Source organism: Halalkalibacter lacteus (genome assembly GCF_036663595.1).
In the GTDB taxonomy this organism is placed as follows: domain Bacteria; phylum Bacillota; class Bacilli; order Bacillales; family Bacillaceae_D; genus Halalkalibacter; species Halalkalibacter lacteus.
Window position 1 is genome coordinate 69992 of record NZ_JAWRVL010000001.1, and the last position, 22460, is coordinate 92451.

General features: G+C 38.0%; 21 protein-coding genes and 1 pseudogene. 11 read left to right on the forward strand and 11 right to left on the reverse strand.

Annotated features, from left to right (window positions below):
* Positions 1-51 precede the first annotated feature (51 nt).
* The 11 genes from argF to ctaG all read right to left on the reverse strand — a co-directional run bounded on the left by argF (position 52) and on the right by ctaG (position 12543).
* Positions 52-1008: an ornithine carbamoyltransferase gene (gene argF / locus SAZ04_RS00345; protein WP_332689281.1), complete on the reverse strand. Its 957-nt coding sequence runs from the start codon at positions 1006-1008 to the stop codon at positions 52-54.
* Positions 1009-1024: 16 nt separating this feature from the next.
* Complete coding sequence (gene carB / locus SAZ04_RS00350; RefSeq protein WP_332689284.1) at positions 1025-4174, reverse strand: carbamoyl-phosphate synthase (glutamine-hydrolyzing) large subunit; 3150 nt, start codon at positions 4172-4174, stop codon at positions 1025-1027.
* Positions 4167-5246 carry a carbamoyl phosphate synthase small subunit gene (locus SAZ04_RS00355; protein ID WP_332689287.1) on the reverse strand — a complete coding sequence of 360 codons (1080 nt, stop codon included), beginning with the start codon at positions 5244-5246 and terminating at the stop codon, positions 4167-4169. Before SAZ04_RS00355 ends, carB begins: the two co-directional genes overlap by 8 nt.
* A 97-nt stretch (positions 5247-5343) precedes the next feature.
* Complete coding sequence (gene argD, locus SAZ04_RS00360) at positions 5344-6516, reverse strand: acetylornithine transaminase (protein ID WP_332689290.1); 1173 nt, start codon at positions 6514-6516, stop codon at positions 5344-5346.
* A 10-nt stretch (positions 6517-6526) separates the two neighbouring features.
* Positions 6527-7312: an acetylglutamate kinase gene (gene argB / locus SAZ04_RS00365; RefSeq protein WP_332689294.1), complete on the reverse strand. Its 786-nt coding sequence runs from the start codon at positions 7310-7312 to the stop codon at positions 6527-6529.
* 26 nt (positions 7313-7338) lie between these two features.
* Positions 7339-8571, reverse strand: coding sequence for a bifunctional glutamate N-acetyltransferase/amino-acid acetyltransferase ArgJ (argJ, locus tag SAZ04_RS00370; RefSeq protein ID WP_332689297.1), 1233 nt, complete (start codon positions 8569-8571; stop codon positions 7339-7341).
* A gap of 17 nt (positions 8572-8588) precedes the next feature.
* Positions 8589-9626, reverse strand: coding sequence for an N-acetyl-gamma-glutamyl-phosphate reductase (gene argC / locus SAZ04_RS00375; protein ID WP_332689299.1), 1038 nt, complete (start codon positions 9624-9626; stop codon positions 8589-8591).
* An 817-nt stretch (positions 9627-10443) separates the two neighbouring features.
* On the reverse strand, positions 10444-10758 hold the full coding sequence (locus tag SAZ04_RS00380) for a redoxin domain-containing protein (RefSeq protein ID WP_332689917.1): 315 nt from the start codon (positions 10756-10758) through the stop codon (positions 10444-10446).
* 18 nt (positions 10759-10776) lie between these two features.
* Positions 10777-10968, reverse strand: a complete 192-nt coding sequence (locus tag SAZ04_RS00385; RefSeq protein WP_332689302.1) for a hypothetical protein — start codon at positions 10966-10968, stop codon at positions 10777-10779.
* A gap of 45 nt (positions 10969-11013) precedes the next feature.
* Complete coding sequence (locus tag SAZ04_RS00390) at positions 11014-11610, reverse strand: SCO family protein (RefSeq protein ID WP_332689305.1); 597 nt, start codon at positions 11608-11610, stop codon at positions 11014-11016.
* A gap of 15 nt (positions 11611-11625) precedes the next feature.
* Positions 11626-12543 carry a cytochrome c oxidase assembly factor CtaG gene (gene ctaG / locus SAZ04_RS00395; RefSeq protein ID WP_332689308.1) on the reverse strand — a complete coding sequence of 306 codons (918 nt, stop codon included), beginning with the start codon at positions 12541-12543 and terminating at the stop codon, positions 11626-11628.
* A 109-nt stretch (positions 12544-12652) separates the two neighbouring features.
* On the opposite strand from ctaG, the gene SAZ04_RS00400 reads away from it, so the two are divergent.
* From SAZ04_RS00400 to SAZ04_RS23315, 11 genes and pseudogenes are all read left to right on the forward strand, one after another.
* Entirely contained in the window at positions 12653-13465 is an 813-nt protein-coding gene (locus tag SAZ04_RS00400) for a Cof-type HAD-IIB family hydrolase (protein WP_332689312.1), read from the forward strand.
* A gap of 72 nt (positions 13466-13537) precedes the next feature.
* Complete coding sequence (locus tag SAZ04_RS00405) at positions 13538-13696, forward strand: hypothetical protein (RefSeq protein ID WP_332689315.1); 159 nt, start codon at positions 13538-13540, stop codon at positions 13694-13696.
* On the forward strand, positions 13696-13920 hold the full coding sequence (locus SAZ04_RS00410; protein ID WP_332689318.1) for a DUF3813 domain-containing protein: 225 nt from the start codon (positions 13696-13698) through the stop codon (positions 13918-13920). Before SAZ04_RS00405 ends, SAZ04_RS00410 begins: the two co-directional genes overlap by 1 nt.
* Positions 13921-14038: 118 nt before the next feature.
* Positions 14039-14494, forward strand: a complete 456-nt coding sequence (locus SAZ04_RS00415) for a GNAT family N-acetyltransferase (protein ID WP_332689321.1) — start codon at positions 14039-14041, stop codon at positions 14492-14494.
* A 219-nt stretch (positions 14495-14713) separates the two neighbouring features.
* Complete coding sequence (locus tag SAZ04_RS00420; RefSeq protein ID WP_332689324.1) at positions 14714-15316, forward strand: hypothetical protein; 603 nt, start codon at positions 14714-14716, stop codon at positions 15314-15316.
* A gap of 539 nt (positions 15317-15855) precedes the next feature.
* Positions 15856-16161, forward strand: a complete 306-nt coding sequence (locus SAZ04_RS00425) for an AzlD domain-containing protein (RefSeq protein ID WP_332689327.1) — start codon at positions 15856-15858, stop codon at positions 16159-16161.
* A gap of 381 nt (positions 16162-16542) precedes the next feature.
* Complete coding sequence (locus tag SAZ04_RS00430) at positions 16543-17808, forward strand: hypothetical protein (RefSeq protein WP_332689330.1); 1266 nt, start codon at positions 16543-16545, stop codon at positions 17806-17808.
* Positions 17798-20803 carry a DEAD/DEAH box helicase gene (locus SAZ04_RS00435; RefSeq protein WP_332689333.1) on the forward strand — a complete coding sequence of 1002 codons (3006 nt, stop codon included), beginning with the start codon at positions 17798-17800 and terminating at the stop codon, positions 20801-20803. Before SAZ04_RS00430 ends, SAZ04_RS00435 begins: the two co-directional genes overlap by 11 nt.
* A gap of 6 nt (positions 20804-20809) precedes the next feature.
* Positions 20810-20968, forward strand: coding sequence for a hypothetical protein (locus tag SAZ04_RS00440; protein WP_332689336.1), 159 nt, complete (start codon positions 20810-20812; stop codon positions 20966-20968).
* Positions 20969-21390: 422 nt separating this feature from the next.
* The gene (locus SAZ04_RS00445) at positions 21391-21591 is read left to right on the forward strand and encodes a hypothetical protein (RefSeq protein ID WP_332689339.1); all 201 of its coding nucleotides are present in this window, start codon (positions 21391-21393) and stop codon (positions 21589-21591) included.
* Between the two features lie 287 nt (positions 21592-21878).
* Positions 21879-21950 (forward strand): annotated as a pseudogene (locus tag SAZ04_RS23315) (YjcZ family sporulation protein); the annotation flags it as partial.
* Positions 21951-22460: the final 510 nt, after the last annotated feature.

Here is a 22460-nt window from a genome sequence, read left to right on the forward strand (position 1 = left end):
TCGATAATTAGATTGCCCAAAAGCAATCGAATCATGAACATCGGGCAACTACTAAGAATTGGTTAATAACGATACTAATATTGCTTTTTGTGCATGAAGTCGATTTTCAGCTTGATCATATACAACTGATTGACTTCCATCAATGATCTCTGAAGTTACTTCTTCTTCGCGATGAGCAGGTAGGCAATGTAGAAAGATAAAATCTTTCTTTGCTAAGCTAGCTAAGTCTGAATTCACTTGATATTGATTAAATTGCTTTAAGCGTTCTTCCTGTTCTTGCTCAAATCCCATACTAGCCCACACATCTGTATAGATGATATCTGCGTCTTTCACTGCTTCTTTCGGGTCATGAGTTTGAACAAGAGTTGCACCTGTCTCTTTAGCAGCTTGCTTAGCGGCTTCAAAGATATCATTATTCACTTCATAACCTTCAGGTGTTGCAACAAAAACATCCATTCCTACTTTAGAACCGGCAGCAAGAAGTGAGTGTGCTACATTATTGCCATCACCAACGTAAGCAAGTTTAAGCCCTTTTAACGTTTTTTTATGCTCATATATTGTTAATAAATCAGCCATTGCTTGACAAGGGTGGTAATGGTCCGTGAGTGCATTAATTACAGGAGCCTTTGAATGCTCTGCTAATTCTTCAACAAGTTCATGTGAATTCGTCCGAATCATAATGGCATCAACGTAACGTGAAAGTACATTAGCCGTATCCTTTATAGGTTCTCCACGTCCAATTTGCATATCGCGTGGGCTTAAAAACAGCGCATGGCCTCCTAACTGTGTCATCCCTACTTCAAACGAGACACGTGTACGAGTTGACGCATTTTCAAAGATCATTCCAAGCGATTGACCTTTTAATATATCAGCATATGCTGCTTTATTGTTCTTAATTTCTAACGCACTTTCAAGTAAATGGTTTATGTCGCTTGGTGTATAGTCAAGCAGTGTGAGAAAATCACGTCCGTATAATGATTGAGTACTTGCTTTTATTTCAGCTTTCAATTTTTGTCACTTCCCTTTACTTAATAAGTTCCTTTTCTTTTAACCACCAATCTTGAATGGCAAGAAAGTCAACTTCTTTTACAGCTAAGCCTCTTAACATGACGTCTAATGTCGTAAGTTCAGAAATCACAGAGCAACGCTGTCTTAATGCTTCTTGACGTTTTTCTGTACCATCTTTCGTACCAAGCTTCGGTAGGCTGATTAACGCGATTGCTTCATCAGACTGGACCCACTCGTCAAACCCTTCGGTTACAAGTGTAAATCCGCATTCCTTTAACTGCACTTGATATGATGCAAATTCAGGTAAAAACTCCTCTGCAACATCGAAATAAATGCTACCCTTTTGAGTAAAGAACTTTGGTTTAGCTTGCTCAGACCAGACAAATGCTTTTAAAAATGCTTCATCTAGATTGTCGCTCATACTCATAAGCTCACCCGTTGACTTCATTTCAGCTTCAAGAATTGGATCGAGACCTGCTAGCTTCTGATAGGAAAATACAGGAGCCTTTACCGTATAAAAGTTAGGTTCAGGCAATGTTTTAGTCGTTAAACCAAGAGAATGTAATGACTCTCCAAGCAATAGCTGAATGGTATAACTAATAAGTGACTTATTTGAGATTTTACTTAAAATCGGTACGGTTCTCGAAGCACGAGGGTTTATCTCAATCACATATAATTGCTCTTTAAATAACACAAATTGTATATTAAAAATCCCTTTAAAGTCCATTCCTTTTGCAATCTTTTCCGTGTAGGAAAGAACAAGTTCTTTCACACGGTCTGTAATCGTGTATGGAGGGGTAACGGCAACACTATCTCCCGAATGCACGCCTGCACGTTCAACATGCTCAAACATTCCTGCAATGCAAACAGATTCTCCATCTGTTAAGGCGTCCACTTCTAATTCAATTCCTGGATAATATGCATCGATTAGAAGCGGAAACGATACAACATTTTCTTTATCCTCTAAGTACGAAACGAATTCTTTTTCTGATTGAAATAACATCATCCCTTGACCACCAATCACATAGGATGGTCGAATTAAGACAGGGTAACCAATATTAGAAGCATTTACAAGGGCATCTTTTTCATCAATCGCTATTACACCAGGAATATGTGGCACATCAACTTGATTCATGAACGAATAAAAGCGTCCGCGATCTTCCAACTGATCAATCGTATCTAGATTTGTTCCATAAAGCTTTACTCCTGCTTCTTCTAACCCTTCAACTAATGAAATCGCCGTCTGACCACCAAGTTGAACTATAACGCCTTCCACTTGTTCCAAGTCTATAACGTTTAATACATCTTCAACAGTAAGTGGTTCAAAATACAATCGATCGGCCGTTGCATAATCAGTACTAACCGTCTCTGGGTTATTATTCATCATGATCGCTTCATAGCCAAGTCGATGAAGACTTTGAATGCCTTGAACGGAACAATAATCAAACTCAATTCCTTGCCCAATACGAATAGGACCCGAACCTAATAATAAAATCTTTTTCTTCCCTGACTGAGGAATGATATCATGCTCACCAGACCAACTTGAATAGAAATAAGCAGTTGATGCCGTAAACTCACCAGCACATGTATCAACCATTTTAAACGAAGGTTTGATGTTTAGCTCTATTCGTTTTTTGCGAACATCTTTTGTTGTAACTCCCCATACAGTAGCAAGCCACTCATCAGCAAATCCTGCTTTTTTATATGTTAACAACGATTCGTTTTCAATATCATCAAAATTTGATGCTTTAATTTGATTTTCAAATGAGATCAAACGCTCAAACGACTGAAGGAAAAATTCTGTGATACCTGTTTCTTTGTGTAGATCTTGGCGCGAGAACCCTCTTCTCATTAACTCTAACAAAACGAAGAAACGACGATCGTCTGCATTCTTAACTAAGTGCCATAACTCGTTATCCGATTTTTTCGTTACAGAAGGTAAATCGAGTCCATTTGTTTTTAGTTCAAGTGACCGAACCGCTTTCTGAATTCCTGCTTCTAAATTGCGTTCAATCGCCATCACTTCACCCGTTGCCTTCATCTGTGTACCAAGTTTCCGTTCTGCGTGAACGAATTTATCAAAAGGCCAGCGCGGAAATTTTACTACAACGTAATCAAGCGCAGGCTCAAAACTAGCGTACGTATGACCTGTTACTGGGTTAATGAGTTCATGCAAATCATAGCCAATGCTTACCTTTGCTGCCATTTGCGCAATTGGGTACCCTGTTGCTTTTGATGCAAGCGCTGAGGATCTGCTTACACGAGGGTTCACTTCAATTAAATAATATTGTTTACTATGTGGATCAAGTGCAAATTGAATATTGCACCCGCCAACAATTCCAAGAGCTCGAATAATCTTTACTGAACAAGTACGTAGCATTTGGTATTCTACATCAGTAAGTGTTTGTGACGGTGCAACCACAATCGAATCGCCCGTATGAATACCGACTGGGTCGATATTCTCCATATTACAAATCGTAATACATGTATCGTTGCTATCACGCATCACTTCGTACTCAATTTCTTTAAAACCAGCGATGCTCTTTTCAACTAGGCATTGGCTTATCGGACTAAGTGATAACCCGCCTTTAATGATCTGTTTTAATTCTGCTTCACTTGACGCAATTCCTCCACCTGCACCACCGAGTGTATAAGCAGGACGAACGATAATAGGATACCCAACTTCATTGGCAAATTGAATAGCCGTTTCACTAGTAGTAACAATTTCACTTTCTGGCACCGGCTCGTTTAATTCTTTCATTAACGCTCGAAACTCTTCACGGTCTTCCCCTTTTTTGATTGATTCAATTGGGGTTCCTAATAACTCAGCATTATAGCGCTTCAGAATGCCCTTATCGTGCAAATCCAAAGCTAAATTCAGCCCTGTTTGACCTCCGAGCGTCGCTAAAATTCCATCAGGCTGTTCTTTTTGTAAGATTGCTTCAACACTTTCGACCGTTAAAGGTTCGAAGTAAACCCGATCAGCACAAGACTCATCAGTCATGACTGTTGCCGGGTTATTATTGATAAGAACAACTTCAATTCCTTCTTCCTTAAGTGCAAGACAAGCTTGCGTTCCTGCATAATCAAATTCTGCTGCTTGCCCAATGACGATTGGTCCTGAGCCAATAACGAGAACTTTTTTTAACGTTTTTTGTTTAGGCATACACTTTCTCTCTCCCTTTATTACGTAGCATTTCTATGAATGTATAGAAGAGCTGTTCACTGTCAGATGGTCCCGGATGCGCTTCTGGATGAAACTGCACCGTAAGCACTGGATATTTCTTATGAATTAAACCTTCCACCGAACGATCATTTATATTAATAAACTTTGCTTCAAAGTCTGTTCCTTCAAGCGAATTTTCTTTAACTACATAGCTATGGTTTTGTGAAGTGATATACACTTTATTCGTTGCTAAATCTATAACTGGTTGATTGGCTCCACGATGACCGAATGTTAATTTTTCTGTATCAGCACCAAACGCTAACGCGAGTAGCTGATGACCTAAACAAATTCCCATAGTTGGATATGCTTTTGCGACTTCTTTAATCGTCGGCAAAATACCTTGCAACTGTTTTGGGTTCCCTGGCCCATTCGTATAAAGAACTCCATCTGGTTGAAGACTTTCAATTACTTGAAACGATGAATGATACGGTACGATTGTTACTTTGCAGCCTTGCTTCAACAAAACATCCAAAATCGATCTTTTGTATCCAAAATCAACCATAACAATATGATGGTCGCCATTTCCATAAGTTTCAATCTTGGCACTAGATACCATTGGAACAACTTCTTGTTGCCCTAATGGAGTGTATTGGTCAAATGATAAATTGGTTGGATCCGTTGTAATGATTGCTCGCATATCACCCTGTTCTCGTATCCGTTTTACAATCGCTCTTGTATCTACTCCTGATAATAGTGGAATAGAATGTTTCTCACAATAAGTAAGAAGTGAGGATCTAGCTTCGTAGTGAAACCCTTCATTTGAAACTTCGCTTACAAGAAGAGCGTTCACCTGTGGATTCATGCTTTCAAAATCAACTTCATTTATCCCATAATTTCCTATTAACGGATACGTGAACACGACCATTTGCCCTTTAAATGAAGGATCACTTAACACCTCTTGATACCCTGACATTCCTGTGAAAAATACGATTTCCCCATGAACTTCTTTGTGATCAGTATGAAGAGTCCCTTCAAACACCTCACCATTTTCTAACACTACGTATCCTTTCATCTGATTCCCTCCACCCATTAACGAATAATTATACTTAATATCTGATTTTTATACAATGATATTCTTTTAAAATCACTACTTATTCACGCAGTGATCTTTACTTTAATACGTTCATACTTTGTTTTTGTTCAATATCTGCAAATACGTCTGCTATAATCTCAACAGCCTTTTCTATTTCACTCTTTGTTACGATTAAAGGCGGTAGGAGACGAAGAACTTTCGGACCAGCAGATAATACAAGTAATCCTTTTTCTCTACAAGCTTCAATAATTGGAGCAACGTCTATTTGACAAGCAACCCCTACCATTAACCCTTTGCCTCTGATTTCTTCAATAACCTTATGTGAGCTTAGTTGTTGCTGAAGTTGATTTTTAAGAAATTCGCCTTTTTGTTGAACAGATTCTAATAGCTCAGGCTTAAAAATTTCCGTTAGGACCGCTTCTGCAACTGACATGGCAAGTGGATTTCCTCCAAAAGTAGAACCATGACTACCAGGAGAGAATGAGTCTTTTAATCCTTCTTTTCCTATCAAAGCCCCGACTGGAAAACCATTTCCTAATCCTTTTGCCAGTGTAATCATATCTGGCGATAGCCCAAATTGTTCATAAGCAAAAGCTGTACCAGTACGGCCAATTCCTGTTTGTACTTCATCTATTATTAAAATACAGTTATATTTTTCACATACATCTTGTAGAGCTTTTGCATATTCCTTACTCATTAAGCGAATACCGCCCTCACCTTGAATCACTTCGACCATAATGGCTGCTGTCTTTTCAGTGACAGCTTCTTCAAGTGCGGCTAGATGATTCATTTCAATATACGTAAATTCCGTTAATAATGGACCAAATCCTTTGTGAATTTTATCTTGACCTGTTGCAGCCATGCTTCCTAGAGTTCGACCATGAAATGAATTTAGCAAACTAACAATATGGTGTTTTCCAGTAGATTTTCTCGCTAATTTAATAGCCGCTTCATTTGCCTCAGCACCGCTATTACAGAAAAAGACATAATCTCCTACGCTATGATCTACGAGTAACTGAGCAACACTCTCTTGCCCTTCTATTTGAAATAGGTTTGACACATGCCACAACTTATCTAATTGCTTTTCTAATGCTAAAGTAACTTTAGGGTGGCAATGTCCTAAATTACAAACAGCAATGCCTGAAATGAAGTCTAGATATTCGTTTCCTTCTACATCAATAATCTTCGAACCGATGCCTTTTTCTGGCTTTATATTCCATCTTGCATAGGTTGGGAAAAGTGCACTCATATTATCCTCCTTACGAAACACATTGCTTCATCTTCGTTTTCATAATTGTTGTCCCTTGAACCGATCCGTCTTTTCCAACTGTCGTCGATTTTCCATTCATAATCATCACTGATTGTAGACTATCTGTTAACGTTGAAAGTGCAGCCTTCACTTTTGGTAGCATCCCACCATAAATCGTCCCGTCTGCAATATATTCTTCAATTTCATCAGCTGTTACATTTTCCAAGCATTTTCCATCTTTTAAGATGCCATCCACATCTGTTACAAATACTAGCTGCTCTGCCTCTAGCTCCTTAGCTATTGCGGCAGCCGCGCTATCAGCATTAACATTGTAATGAACTCCTTGGTCATTCATGCCAATTGGAGCAATGACAGGAATCATTTGAAGCTCCATTAATGAAGTGAGCAAACTTGTATTAACACCGGTAGGCTCACCTACATACCCAAGCATTCCTTCATTAATCGGCTTTACTTCTAACAATTTCCCATCACAACCAGATAAACCAACAGCCTGCCCTCCTGCTTGATGTAAACTAGTAACAACTTGTTTATTAACCTTTCCACAAAGAACCATCTCTGCTGTTTCTAATACGTCTTCGGTTGTTTTTCTTAGTCCGTCAACAAATTCTGATTTGATATCTAGCTTTTGCAGAAGTTGGTTAATCGCTGGACCGCCACCATGAACGATAATTGGATGTTTTCCACTTTTTTGCATCTTGACGACACTTTGGAAAAATTCAGTCGATAATTCAGCAATCGTACTTCCCCCACATTTTATAACCACGATATCCTTCATATTTTTCCCCTCCCCGGGATCTTTCTTTATGTTCTATATCCAGCGTTAATTCTCACATAATCGTATGACAAGTCACAACCCCATGCTTTCCCTGAACCCTCTGCAACATGTAAATCAACTTTTATCACAATCGTTTCATTGTTCTCCATGTATGATTTTGCTTCTTCTTCTGAAAATGTAACTGGCTGACTATTAACAAGCGTTTGGACAGGACCGATCGCAATATCAATTGTCTCAGGATCAATCTCACAACCACTATATCCAATTGCACAAATAATTCTTCCCCAATTAGCGTCTGCTCCATATACAGCTGATTTCACAAGGTCTGAACCGACAATCTTTTTTGCCACTTTTCCAGCCTCTTCATTTGTTAACGCCCCGTTCACTTGAACTTCAATTAACTTGGTGGCACCTTCTCCATCTCGTGCTATTTTCTTTGCTAATGATTCACACGTTTGTTGTAATGCAACGTAAAACGTCTCCCAATCAGGGTGAGTTGGCGAAAGTGGTTCATTTTCAGCTAATCCTGAAGCCATGACAACAACCATATCATTTGTCGAGGTATCACCATCAACAGTAATTCGGTTAAATGTTTGATTTGTGATCGTTGACAGTGCTTGTTGTAGGACAGCTGTTTCTATGTTTGCATCCGTTGTTACAAATGAAAGCATTGTCGCCATATTCGGATTAATCATGCCTGATCCTTTGGCAACACCTCCGATTGATACTGTCTTTCCATCGATTTTCGTTTGGAAACATACCTTTTTATTGGTCGTATCAGTCGTTAAGATCGCTTGGTTAAACGACTCAGCACCCTCTAAAGTAGATTCAAGATCAAGCTTTTTTATACCGGCCACGATCTTATCCATCGCCAAGTACTCTCCAATTACACCTGTTGATGTAACAGCAACATAGTGCTCTGGTACTTGAAAATGGTTGGCACTTTCACTTCTCATTTGATAGGCATCTGCTAAGCCTTTTTTACCTGTACAAGCATTTGCATTTCCACTATTCACGACTAGCGCTTGAATTTTTCCTTCTTTAGCTATTGATTCCTTCGTTACTTGAAGCGGTGCAGCTTGAATTCTATTACATGTATATACAGCTGCTACACTAGCCGGCACGTCACAATAAATAGCACCTAAGTCTAATCTCTTTCGTTTCACCCCTGTATATAAACCAATTGCAGAAAAACCTTGAGGGGTTACAATACTTCCGTTATCTACTTCTGTAACTGCTGACATTGCTATGCTTTTCATAAGATGACCACCTTCCATTATGGATACATCGGAACCAGTTGTAACCCTGTATTCTCTTCAAATCCATTCATTAGATTAAAGTTTTGTATCGCTTGACCTGATGCACCTTTGACAACATTGTCAATAACTGAGACGAGCGTAATGCGCCCTGTTCTATCATCGTAATTAAGCCCAATATCACAGTAATTACTACCATACACTTCTTTCGTTGCAGGATACTGGCCTTCTTTCCTAATTCGAACAAATTTTTCACCTGAATACGTATCCTGATAAAGGTTGCGCAATTCTTTTTCGCTCATCCTCTTCTTTGCCTTCACGTATATCGTTACCATAATTCCTCTAACCATTGGAACGAGATGCGGTTGAAACGTCACATTCGGAATGTGTGCGTCCCACTCTTTGAGGTTTTGCTCAATTTCAGGAATATGTTTATGTTCATTAATTTGATATATTTTAAAATTCTCATTCATCTCACTAAAATGAGTGATAGCAGAAGGCGATCTACCAGCTCCAGACGTTCCCGATTTAGCATCAATGATAATGGAGTCAACATCAATCAATTTATTTTTAACAAGAGGTGCTAAACCGAGTAACGTCGCTGTTGGATAACAACCTGGATTAGAAATAATTTGTGCATTTTTTATTTCTGCTCGATTCCATTCAGGTAATCCGTATACTGCATTATTAATAAGAGAAACTGGTGCTGATTCTCGTTTGTACCACTTTTCATAGACTTCAGGATCTCGCAAACGCAAATCCCCAGACAAGTCAATTACTTGACAGCCCGCTTCAGCAATCCGTCCTGACCATTCTGCTGAAACGCCTGGTGGTGTAGCTAAAAACACGGTATCTACCTCTTCTTTTATTGAAGAAAAATCCATTGACTTTAAAGTATGATCGTAAATCTCCGAGACATGTGGATAAGATTCTTGTATATTCATTCCTTCTTTTGATGACGTATATAACACAACCTCTTGCACATGAGGATGTTGGTGTAATAACCGTAATAATTCTGCGCCACCATAACCTGTAGCCCCAATAATCCCAACTCTCATTTTTTACCTCTCCCAACATTTCTTTATCTGCTCTTTTGATCTTGCTACTCATTATATATATGTATAAAAATTAATTCAACTGTATTTTTATTTTATTTTTCATTATTTGAAATTTCCTAACGTTATTATTATACCTGCGAAACAAAGGACTATTATAATTGGCGATAAAATAGGGAAACCAATATAAAACCATAATAGATTTTTGCCTTATCTTTTGTGTTTGTCTTCTATCTAAAATGTACATAATATTAATTTAGAACAACTTGGCCACCTCTAGAGTGTTTTACAGTAACTGTGAAGAAACTTTTTTTATTATTTACAACAGCTAGGGCTAGGGAGGGGACAGTAACAAATACATTAATAAATAGTTAATTTTTTGAATATAGGAAAGCCCGAATAGTTGGTCATGTCCTTTTTTAGTGATTAGAAACCTAAATGTGGTTGTGCAAGCATCTACGAAGTAGGAAAGCCAATAACTGGTGAGGGAAAGTGCATAAGGATCGTATTTATACATTACAGAGGGTGTCTCATAGAATTAGTGGCTCAATTTTCTCTCTCTTTTGTTTATATTCATTGGTATTCCACTCTTTGGTCTAAGCCTGATAAGGGGCTGGGGTCTAACTTCATGTTGTTGATGATCTACAAGTCTCAGGCGGCAGGGAGATTTTTTAATAAGTGAATGAAGAAACATATTCCTTTTGTTTGTGCGACATTAAAGTAATTAATTACTGATTTAGGAAAGAAAAAGAAGGTAGATTTCTATATCATAACTCTGATTCAGAGCAACCTGCTAAAGTTTGCTCCGAATCAGAGTTAGTTAGTTCTCTATTTTTTCAACTTGCTCAAAGATGATATTTTTCGTTGCTTCAATTTGATCTCCCCACAAATCATTCACTTGATGATAAATATGATTTCCATCTTTATCCAATATGCTTATTCCACGGTAAGACAGATCGCCATTTCTCATTTCCACATGTTCAAGTACTTCGAACGTATTATCTGATAAGAAGGTAAAAGTAAATGCCCCGGCTTCCTTTAACCTCTTGGAGTTATCAGGTGTATCTGTGCTAATGGCATACAGATCAGCACCTAATCCGTCAAATAAATCTAGATTCTCTTGCAACTGAACCAGTTGCTGTTGACAGAGACCTCAGCCAACTTCAGTAAAATGAAACAGCACAGTTGCTCGTTCTTTATTTGTAAGCGTAACTTCCTCTCCTTGTTCATTCAGAAGAGTTAATGCGCTTTCTGGTTGTTCACTCGTTGAACCACATCCAGTTAAAAACATAAGAAATGCAGCGGCAACCAAAAAGCTCATAAAATTTCTCTTTAATCCGTTCACGCTTTCACCTCCATTTTTTTCCATTACTATCATGAATAATAGTTTCTATTCATTAAGTGTTTCTACTAAATCTTTAATAATAGACTCTTGATCCGATTGTAGACCATCATATTTGCGAATCACAAACCCATTCGGATCAACTAAGAAAAAACTCGTAGTATGCAAAATGTCTTCACTACCTTCTACATTTTGAACACTTGATTTAAAGCTCTCTTTAGAAAACTCAGCAATCTCGTCCACAGTATAGCCTGTTAAGAACTGCCATGACTCTAAATCGGCACCAACATTTGTTCCATATGATAAGAGTTGCTCAGGTGTGTCTCTAATTGGATCAACAGTAAATGAAATAAATGACATCTTCACTCCTTTTTCTTGCATTGCAGATTGAAGACGTTGCATATTTGGCGTCATTGTTGGACATACAGACGGGCAATAGGTGAAGATCATATTCGCCATCCAATATTCTCCTTCAAGTTGTTCCGATCCATATAGCTCATTATCTTGATTAATAAACTCAAACTCGCTTATTTGCATTTGAGCTTCAGAGATATCAAATTCGGAAGCCTTGTTACTACCTACTTGATAGACCCAGCCGCACCCTCCTAAGAAAAGCACGAGCAAAATAGGAATAAACAATCTCATAATATAACCTCTTTCTTACGTTTTTGCTGTTGGAATATCACTAATCGTTAATGCACCATCTTGTTGCTTTTCTTTCTTCAACCATTGTTTAAACACATACCCAATTGTAAATCCGTACGCAACTTCTTGCATAATTTTCATTAATACACCAGCTAACTGCTGATCCATTCTCGTTTCAAGAACTGCAAAGGAATCCGGACCAGAGAAAAGCCCCATCGGCACCTCTGCACCAGCTGGCAAACAATATGCCATAACCGTTGCCCAAATTGTTGGGTCTGTATAGGTTTGATATAGCGTCGTAGGTGCAAAAATAATCAATGCACAGGCAGGGGTAATTAGAATACCATTTGCAAAAATATAACCGACGCGTCGTAAATCAGATAATGCGAAGCTACTCGGAAGTGGGGCAATCATGTGCCACCACATTAAGGCCGATGCAAATAATAGTAAATATTCGTAGAAGCTATGCAAGACTACAGACTGCATCAAAGTATCAAACATAAACGGTACATGGTAAAATGAAAAAAGTCCATTAAACAAGAAAAGCGCGACGATCGGACTCCATATCACACGAAACACTCGTTCTGTAAAAGGAGTTCGAAAACGGTCTATCAGTGCTTGAAAAAACCATGAAGGAATTCCGAGTAAAAGAAGCGGTGTCGCAATAAAATAAGCAAACACCATTTGCGTCATATGAAAGCTGATCATAATATGGCCAGCAACATATAATGGACTCCCCCAACCAATATATAATGCAAGTAGGGCGAGGACAAAATACACTTTCTGTTTAACTGACACAGGAGCTGCATCCTTAATGCGATGGCGCCATTTCGTTACAAACAAGAAATAAAGAACTAAGACAAAGAGTAATCCTATTACTAACTCCGGTGTCCATAGAGCTCGAAAACCAAAGTTTTCAATTAAAACGTCCACTGCTTTCCCTCCTTTGTGGAGAATTCACTATAAAAAGCATGTCTATCATAACACATTTGTAAGTAAGAAAATTTGAACGAATAAGGAAAATTCTTGAGAGGAAGATTTGATGCCAAAACAACATTTGATTGCACTAGATTTAGATGGTACATTGCTTACCAATGATAAAACAATTTCCCATAGATCGAAACAAATAATAGCAAAGGCTAGAGAGCAAGGACATATTGTGTCCATTTCAACTGGCCGTCCGTATCGAGCTAGCATCCAGTATTACCAGGAATTAAATCTAAATACAGCAATTGTTAATTTTAACGGCGCTTTCGTTCATCACCCCCATGATAAAAGCTTCGGTACGTATCATTCTCCGCTTGATCTTCAGACTGCCAAAACAGTCATTGAAACGTGTGAAGCCTTTAACGTTAGTAATATTATGGTAGAAGTAATCGATGATTTTTACCTACGTACCTTTGATGAAGTGTTTGTTGAGACTTTTCTATCTGGTCAAAACCCTGTTGATCACGGAAACTTACTACATATTTTAAAGGATGATCCAACTTGCATACTGATCCATCCACAAGACCACCATGTCAAACAGTTGCGCGAACTCCTTGTTGACGCTCATGCCGAAGTAATTGACCAAAGAGTTTGGGGAGCCCCGTGGAATGTTATTGAAATTGTAAAAGCGGGAATGAATAAAGCTATAGGACTCAAAAAAGTGGCTGATTTCTACAATATCCCCAAAGAGCGTATCATTGCTTTTGGGGATGAGGACAATGATCTTGAAATGATTGAATATGCCGGGCAAGGGATCGCAATGGGAAATGCAATCAATGAATTAAAAGTACTAGCTAATTCAGTTACACGAACAAACGAAGAAGATGGAATTGCCCTTTATTTAGAAGAAGCCCTACATTTACGATAAGGTGTAGAATGAGATGGAATGAATTGGGTACGTTAAGAACGTACGAATTTCATTTTAAAGGGGCAAAGAAAAATGAGTAAAAAATCACGTTCAAACAGAGCCATCACGCAAGAAAAAGTTGCTGCTCAACCTACTAACGAAACAGAAATGGACACGGTAACTATGAGTGATATGACTCTTGGAAAATCGGAGCGAAACCAAAGTAAAAATCGTGAATTGGGTGCTCAATAATGGACCATCCTCAAAGCTTTCAAGAAGCTCGTGAATCTGTCGCTCGGTTTGAGTTGCTATCATTAGCTGCTGAGACAGATATTCAACGAGAGGCTGTCCAAAAAGAACTGCAACGTGCAAAGGAAGCTTTACATTCTGCGTTTTTAACCTCCTCACCAGCAGAACAAGATCAACTTATGCATATGCAAGAACATCTTTCTAACATGAGTGAATTAGATCTTTAGCGATCAATCTCACACCTCTAACTCACTTTGCCATTCAATTATTTATCTACTCACTTTCTTTGTTTTGTGTTACGCTTGAGCTATTACTAAATGGTTTATTGTAGGGGGAACTGGGAGAATGGTGAAAGTGTATGAGGTGGATAAAGACGTAGATATCCAATTCAAACGACGAATTGCCAATTTATTTATGGGGCAGATTGAACCAATTGGCGCTAAAGATGCTTATCAACAGCTAATGACAACTCTTGATTTAGCCTTAAAAAAAGATTCACAGGCACATATTTTTGTAGCAGAAAAAGAAGACACGCTTGTTGGAGCAGCCTTTTTAAATGTTGCATTAAGTATTGATAAGGGTGGTCACTATATTTGGTTAAATGACCTATATGTCCATCAAGAACACCGCAATCAAGGAATCGCCAAAAAGTTATTGCTGCAGGTTATTTATTGGGCTGAGCAGGAACAAATTAAAGGAATTGAACTTGAAACAGGCATTAACAATGAAGCCACAAAAGCCTTGTATAACTCACTAGGCTTTCATGATATCATCTCAAAACGATACGGATCTCGCTTCTAACTGCTGATATTTCAGCAGTTTTTTTAGATTGTGTTCAAAAGGGTGAAAACCAACCCTTTTGAACACAATCTAAGCAATAAGTGGAGCCGTTTTTGTATATATTAAGCACGCCCATTTCTCTTGAAACTGGGCGTTTTGCTTCTTTTTTTAAATTATTCAACATATGATAAAGCAACCATAACCTTAACAATGTGAAGCTGTCAAAGGAGTGTTTGCATTATGATGAGAGATTCGTTTGTTGAAGTGGAGTTTTCCGATGTCTATATCGAGCTATCTAAACCAGCATTACACCAGTTTATTAAAAGAATGATGAGTCAACATTACTCTCTCTTTTGGCGTTATGATGTAAAAACGATTTACCTTATGATTGAACTAGAGGATTCAGTTCATGAGCTCCCTTTTATCCGAAATACAGAATTTCTCACCCTTTCTGCTGACAGTCTTCTTTTATATGATGATGTGTTAGCAAGTGCGCTTGAGAAGCTGCTGCAACATGAAAAAGGCAATGGCATTGTAAAACGTTCCACCGAAGGCCCCCTCTATATTACTTCATACCAATCCGGTGATATTGAGTCGATGATCGAAATTGATGGGAGTGAAAAGGTCATGATGAACCGAAATGGATCGATGATTCAGTACAAAGATGATGGGAAGTCACTTGAGCCACGTACGATATATAATATGATGAATCTTGAAATTGATTATGTCCTAATGGAGCTACACGAAGCTCTTCTCGATTCAGACGACTGGTTAATTGAGTCTCACAAAAAAAAGTTAAAGAAACTATTATCACGTCGTGAACAAGTTGAACAACTCCTCTAAAAAATTCACAACAATGCATCTATATTCGTTGCACTCCTTACATGCAACGAAAAATGCAAGCACATTTAGTCGTGCTTGCATTTTTTCGGGACCTCTATTCAACTCTCTCGTCACCATCTACTCCCATCCTAACTTTCGTACAATTCGTAGGGTAATACAGGTGGTTATCACTTGTAAAAAATTTACTGCCTATCTTACAATCAAAATGTTATACTTCTAGATCGAGTTTTCTTATTAAAGTTCTAACGAATGTGAAAGGGAGAAACAGAATGTCCACAACTGCTATATCAAATCAAAGATCAGCTTTTTCAAAAGGATTATTGGCTGGTTCTAGCATTGCAATAGGATATTTTCCTGCCGCTTTGCCTTACTTATGCCTTTCATAAAAAAACATCAAAAAGTTATGGTACTAGCTGTAAGTGCTGCGATATGTAATAGCATCGCTTCCCTTTTCATGCCAAGTGGGTGGTCGATTATCATTGCCACATTATTTGCCTCTGCAGGAATTGAATTATTCTACCGTAAAGGTGGCAATTGATATGAACATGACAAATTTATTGATCATTGCCGGTATGGCTCTTGTCACGTATATTCCACGGATGCTTCCGCTTGTGTTTATGGATGTTGAAAAAATCCCTGCATGGTTTCAAGCAATTTTACGTAATGTACCTTACGCAGCTTTAGGGGCATTAATATTTCCTGGTGTTCTAACTATTCATGCAAATATTTGGTATGGGATCATAAGTAGTATCACGGCTATTATCGTTGCCTATATCGGTACGAATTTGATCGTCGTCGTAATGAGTAGTATTGTCGTACTAATGCTCTTATCAGTTGTTCTGTAAAAGAATCAAAATCTTGCAGCGTGTGGAGCCATTGCCTTCTCTGAGTAGATTTTCATACTTCTATTGATCCACTATAAATTTTCCTTTCAAAAAGGGGGAAATCGCGAAGCCACTGAAAAAGGTTGATTTTTAACTTTTTCAGTGGCATTTAAGCAATGAGCGTAGCCGTTGCCTTGTTTTAAAGCCCGCTATGAGTGGGTTTCTCATAGCAGGCGCGCAACGTGCGGAGCCATTGCCGCTTCCTCGATGGACTTTTTCAGTGCCCTCGAAATCGCCCCTTTTTAAACAAACTCTTCAAGCTAATTTCTTTGTTCCCTTTTCTTCTTCCTTTTAAAACGATACAATGGAAGAATGGAATTTTTCGCAAAGTAGGTGAGACTTATGACCAATAGCTCGCTTTTTCAAGAAGAGTCAGAACAGTATCGTGTACTCAAACAAGATGTGGCCCACACGTATAAATTGATTACTTCCTCAAGATACGTGAACAATCGAAACCTTGAGCAAGTTTCAAATGACGCCAAAAAACGAGTGGCTAACCTAACTAGTGATAAGCCATGGCAAGACCTCTTAACATATATGAGAGGAATCTATTCACTTTCTAGAAGTAAGAATCATTACGAAGATTTTGAACGCCGGTTCTCTTACTTCTACCAATCCATTAGTCACGATATCTTGGAGTATGTTCCTGAAATAGATCAAGAACAATACCGCCAATTTTTGACTATATTGCTTGATCTTATAATTGCTGATCCTAAAGTAGAGAATGCCCCTTGGCCATCACTCCTTTTCAAGTTGCTTCAGCAAATGCAACAAGAGCAGATCGACTTTGTATACGACCAGTTTCTGTCTAAATCGATTACAGCTACGGATTGTTCGCGAAATTTTGCTCTTTGCTATAGCTATGTAGCCTTACTAGCCGGTAAAGAAGTAACATCTTTGGCGATTCTCCAAAAGCATAAAGCGACTTTTCATGAACAAGATGTAGCATCACACTATCAACTATTAAAAACTCGTGGCCGCTGGCGTACGATGAAACAATGGTTCAGTGTCTTATTTCCGAAAAAGGATAATGGCCAGTATGGGTCACTTCAGAAGTTTGCAGACGAGATGAACACAGCCTTACCGATTAGTTCAAAAGAACAGGATTCAATTTGGAAGAGGTGGCTAGTGTCACCAAGTTTTCATCGTTTTCAAACATATGTTCAACATTTGTCAAGTGAACAGAAACAAGATCTTATTGAACGCTTACTTCCAGAACTTGAACAACGTCTTCATCAACTTGATGTTGCAAAAACATATGAAAAAATGTTGCTTACGTTTGAAAAACATGAAGTAGCAGTTCGCTACCTTTTGAAAAATGAACGAGATCCTCTTAAATTACGGGAGGAAAAAGTCGATTTATTACATGCAGTTAAAAATGCCAATCCTATACTTGTACGTCCTATTTATCATCAGTTTATTGTGCGACTCGTTGAAAAGAAGTCACGAGTTCACTACGAACAGGCTGCAGCTTATTTAAAAGAATTACAATCTTTATATGAAAGTCAAGAAGATAAAATTATATTTATGGACTATGTAAGAAGGTTAAAGAAATTGTACCGAACATACAGAGCGTTCATAGAGGAGTTGAAACGAATTGGCCTCTAACATCATCATTCATGGCGGTTGGCTAGAAGAATCTTTCTTCATTTGGGGTGAGCGAGCACCGACGTCTCGCTTCGATCAAATAGTAAATTTTCAATATCCTTTTTTATTTTCACCTTTTGAATTAAAACTTACCTTATTCCAATTTGATCAAACCTCTTTCTATGGAACGTTTATTCAAAATGATAATGCGGTCATAGATGTGCCCATACACTCAAGAGTGTATTCTTCAATGGCAGGAGAAATGACAGTTTACCAAGCACAGGAATCCATGAACCAATACTCATTTCCACTTGAAGGACTTGTTTTTGATATTGATTCACTTATTACTTACTTGCCTCTATTTCAAGAATGGAATGACGAAAGTGAATTGGAACTTGCTCCAGACCTCATTATGTGGTTAAAGCTTTTTCACAGTGTTCAAGAATATATAATTGAAGGCGCATTTTCACCAACTTCATCTGGAGAGTGGCAACTAGAACAATTCCCTTATGAAAAGTGGCTAGAAATGATTCCATTATCAGGTCGATCGATTCGGGCAAATACAAGCTATATCCAAAAGCAATCGACCGGTATCGTAACAGCTACTCAATTAAAAGAAATCGTAACTCTCGTATCAGATGCTATGATTCGGTCTTTGTTCAAAGCACCACCTGTTTCTTCTGCCTATATAGAATGGCAGCAATCTGTTAACGAAAAATGGCTACCATTTGTAAACAAGCTTACAAAAACAGGTAAATTAGATACAGAATTATCAACAACTGTATTTCAGCAACAAATAGGCGTTGTCCAAACAAAGCCTTTCATCTCAAGTTTAGCTTTACAAGAACCGACTTCTAAAGACGGTGAATGGAAGGTTTCTCTTTGCATGGTTGATCGAAAGCGCCCTTCTATCATGGTTGAGATGGACCAATTAGAAAAAGGAGAGCATCCTTGGCGAGAAAATCCGATCGCTCAATTAAAAATTGACCTACAAAAAGCAAAAGAAACTGTTGATATTTTAAAACCATTACGGTTATCTGCACCAACTTTATCATTGAGTCCAGATCAAGCGTATGAATTGTTTACGACCGTTGATCACTCTCTTGAACAAATCGGCTTTCATTTAATCGTTCCAAAATGGATGACTGAGAAGAAAAAGCCACGCGTCAAACTAAGGATACAACCTCCTGAGGGTGGCGGAGCAACGAGTGAACCTTTACTAGATTGGCAAAGTGTTGCTTCTTTTACGTACGATATTGCACTAGGTGATAGTTCGATTAGCAAAAAGGACTTTGAGGAATTTGTTGATGGACAACGCCCATTTCTTTATGCAAATGGTGAATGGATGTCTTGGGACCGTTCATTAGCCAATAAGCTGTTGCATTACTTAGAAGGCGCAGAAAATAGTTCTTCTTTCTTAGAAACTTGGCGGTTAGATCAACTTGAAGAAGACGGCAAATCTGATTTAGACGATGATATCGATTGGGATGTTTCGTGGGGAAAAGAATTAACCAATTCTATCAAAGAGCTTTATACAACGTCGCCTTCCCTAATTCAAATACCCGCAGAATTGAAAGGAGAGCTACGCCACTATCAACATGAAGGAGTTTCTTGGCTCATTCATTTAAGACGAACCGGTTTCGGCGGTTGTTTAGCTGATGATATGGGACTTGGTAAATCCATTCAAACGATCGCCTACATTCTCTACGTCTTAAAAGCGCAAAAAGAAGCAGAGGTTGCCCATTCTCCTTTCTTACTTATTTGTCCTACATCACTTCTTTACAATTGGGTGAATGAGTGTGAACAATTTGCCCCTTCACTTCGTGTGTTTGTCCATCACGGACCGACACGTCTTGATGAAAAAAATTTACATGCATTAGAGTGGGATTTAGTGATTACGTCTTATCAATTGGTAGTGAGAGACGCTGAGTTGTTCCAACAAATCACTTGGAATGGTCTCGTACTGGACGAGGCACAACACATTAAAAATGTTGAAACGAAACAGCGCCGTGTCATGAAGAAAATGAAGGCAACACATCGAGTTGCCTTAACAGGTACTCCTATCGAAAATCGTTTACGCGAGCTTTGGTCATTACTCGATGTATTAAACCCAACCTATTTAGGGTCATACCAAGATTTTCAAATGACTTTCATGAAGCCAATTGAACGCGATCAAGATGAAAAGCAATTGCAAAAGCTACAGAAGCTTATTCATCCGATTATTCTTAGACGTAAAAAATCAGATCAGACTTTGCAGTTAGGGTTACCGAAAAAAGAAGAAAAAGTTCATCATGTTCATTTGTCTGTTGAACAAGCGGCACTCTATCAAGCTGTTGTTGATGACATCGTAACAAAATTAAATGAAGTAACAGCATTTGAGCGAAGAGCACTTATTTTACGAAGCCTAACGAAACTCAAGCAAATCTGTAATCATCCTGCTCATTTTCTCAAGGAACGTTCTCTAGAAGACCACGAATCAGGTAAGTGGGATACGTTAGTCACTTTAGCAAATGACCTCTTTGCAAAAAAAGAAAAGATTCTTATTTTCTCACAATATAAAGAGATGGGTGGATTACTAACGAAAGCACTTGAAAAACGCTTTAAGCAAACAGTTCCTTTTTTACATGGAAGCCTAACAAGATCAAAACGCCAAGAAGCGATTCAGGCTTTTCAAACAGGTGAGAACATCAACTTTTTTGTTCTTTCTTTAAAGGCTGGTGGAGTAGGACTTAATCTAACAGCAGCAACCAATGTTGTTCATTATGATCGCTGGTGGAATCCTGCTGTTGAAAATCAAGCAACGGACCGCGCTTACCGCATCGGTCAAACGAAAGATGTTACTGTCCATAAACTTGTGACGACTGGAACATTAGAAGAAAGAATTGACCGTATGCTTTTGCAGAAACAAGCATTAGCTGATCAAATTCTTGCTGCAGGTGAACAACGTGTAACAGAATTAACGAACGATGAAATAATTGAACTTATTCAATTGACCATTCCAACACAAAAGGAGTAAGCTAATTTGAAACAATTGGAAAAACCTTTTTCTGCTTTCTGGTACGGAAAAGATATTGAGGTAAACTCTACCCCAAAAACGAGCCCAACTGGCGATTCAGAAGATGATCAGTATCGCCTTTTAAAAAAAGCGATACAAGAGGAAGCATTACGAAAGTGGAGATAACACACACATTCAATATACGAGGAGAAGAAAGATACAGCTTCTCCACCATTTGATTTCACTCTCCCCCTTAAACACTAGGTACAGGCTACCTAGTGTTTTATATGCTTTATATTATTCAAAAAAATATGGAAACTTACCGTGAAAGTTGTAAAATTCTCTAAGAAAACTAGAAAGTCATGGACTAGCTATACTTTATCTAACAAACAATATACGATAATGTTGGAACTGTAATAGCAATTCTTGCGTAAATTCAGAGGATCAACATATCAGTGTTAGATCTCTTTTAAACATGAAGTTTATAACTAATTCTAATGAGTTATGTTGATAAGTTTTTTGTAGTTGTTTGCAGGAAAATGATAACTCTTTCAGAAATTAGTTAAAGAGTGAAACTTCCAATAAACCAAGAAAGGTGGTCGTTGTTCGTGAGCCGAGACTTTACCTTACAACAAATCGCCGAAGGAATTTCAAAATCGGTATTAAATGCATCTGATAAGGATCTCGAGGGATTTCAAAAAATTGTTGATGAAACGATTAAATTAAGAGAAGCACACAAAAACCTACATAAAATGGTTCAAAGCTACTCTTCGTCCGGAGTTCATCGTTCGTTTGATCAGAAGACCTAAAGTGGGATAAGGAAAAGCACGCATAGGCAACTATTTTTATACCGAGGTCAAAAAACAAGAGGAAGTCTCATTAGGTCACTATATACCTTTTGAGCTTCCTCTTTGTTATGAATAAACATAGCTCATGCCAACTTCCTGAATCCTTTTCTTAATCCTCCTTATTTCTAAGACATTTTTCAGAACTTCGCATATCATAAAGTAGTTCCATTAGAAAGGAGGTATTCTCCATGGGTTACGGATATGGGTGCTATGGTTATGGCGGGCCAGTTGCTGGTGCGTACTGTCCAAATAACAGCTTCGTCTTAATTGTCGTGCTGTTTATTTTATTAATCATTGTTGGAGCATCTTTCTGTAAGTAATTGTTACAGTTTAGATATCCAGCAACACTTCCTTTAAAAAGAGGATGACTCAAAACATATCCCCTTACACTACTAATTTGAGTCACCTCTCTCTTAAACACATATACGAGTTATTATTCATAGTACAACTTTTAAATGACATTTTATTTCACACTCTATTAACTTCACATCACTTTTCCTCTTTTTCCCTTCCCACTCGATACTTATTAACCTCTCTCATCCTTCAAGAGAATAACTGGTTATCATTTTCCTTTTCAGCGTTAGTCCCTTTTCTACGTTCTCTCCCTTCTACTTTAGAATTATTTAATTAGAACTAGTAAAGGTCTTTACATCGTTACTAATATCCATTCTCAACTACACTTTATTATTTCTCGTATAACTATCTACAACTACAATTAGTAATGATAATCAATTACAATTACTAATTGAGAAATGTTTTTGAGTCTCTTATAAAATAAGTGTTTTATAACTGTTGCCAAATGATTTTTTTTCTAATATGATAAGGATAAA

Excerpts from the sequence above, each read along its gene's own strand:
- carB (WP_332689284.1), bottom strand. The coding sequence starts at position 4,174 with ATGCCTAAACAAAAAACGTTAAAAAAAGTTCTCGTTATTGGCTCAGGA.
- SAZ04_RS00355 (WP_332689287.1), bottom strand. The coding sequence starts at position 5,246 with ATGAAAGGATACGTAGTGTTAGAAAATGGTGAGGTGTTTGAAGGGACT.
- argD (WP_332689290.1), bottom strand. The coding sequence starts at position 6,516 with ATGAGTGCACTTTTCCCAACCTATGCAAGATGGAATATAAAGCCAGAA.
- argB (WP_332689294.1), bottom strand. The coding sequence starts at position 7,312 with ATGAAGGATATCGTGGTTATAAAATGTGGGGGAAGTACGATTGCTGAA.
- argJ (WP_332689297.1), bottom strand. The coding sequence starts at position 8,571 with ATGAAAAGCATAGCAATGTCAGCAGTTACAGAAGTAGATAACGGAAGT.
- argC (WP_332689299.1), bottom strand. The coding sequence starts at position 9,626 with ATGAGAGTTGGGATTATTGGGGCTACAGGTTATGGTGGCGCAGAATTA.
- SAZ04_RS00390 (WP_332689305.1), bottom strand. The coding sequence starts at position 11,610 with ATGAGATTGTTTATTCCTATTTTGCTCGTGCTTTTCTTAGGAGGGTGC.
- SAZ04_RS00400 (WP_332689312.1), top strand. The coding sequence starts at position 12,653 with ATGCCAAAACAACATTTGATTGCACTAGATTTAGATGGTACATTGCTT.
- SAZ04_RS00405 (WP_332689315.1), top strand. The coding sequence starts at position 13,538 with ATGAGTAAAAAATCACGTTCAAACAGAGCCATCACGCAAGAAAAAGTT.
- SAZ04_RS00410 (WP_332689318.1), top strand. The coding sequence starts at position 13,696 with ATGGACCATCCTCAAAGCTTTCAAGAAGCTCGTGAATCTGTCGCTCGG.
- SAZ04_RS00415 (WP_332689321.1), top strand. The coding sequence starts at position 14,039 with ATGGTGAAAGTGTATGAGGTGGATAAAGACGTAGATATCCAATTCAAA.
- SAZ04_RS00420 (WP_332689324.1), top strand. The coding sequence starts at position 14,714 with ATGATGAGAGATTCGTTTGTTGAAGTGGAGTTTTCCGATGTCTATATC.
- SAZ04_RS00425 (WP_332689327.1), top strand. The coding sequence starts at position 15,856 with ATGAACATGACAAATTTATTGATCATTGCCGGTATGGCTCTTGTCACG.
- SAZ04_RS00430 (WP_332689330.1), top strand. The coding sequence starts at position 16,543 with ATGACCAATAGCTCGCTTTTTCAAGAAGAGTCAGAACAGTATCGTGTA.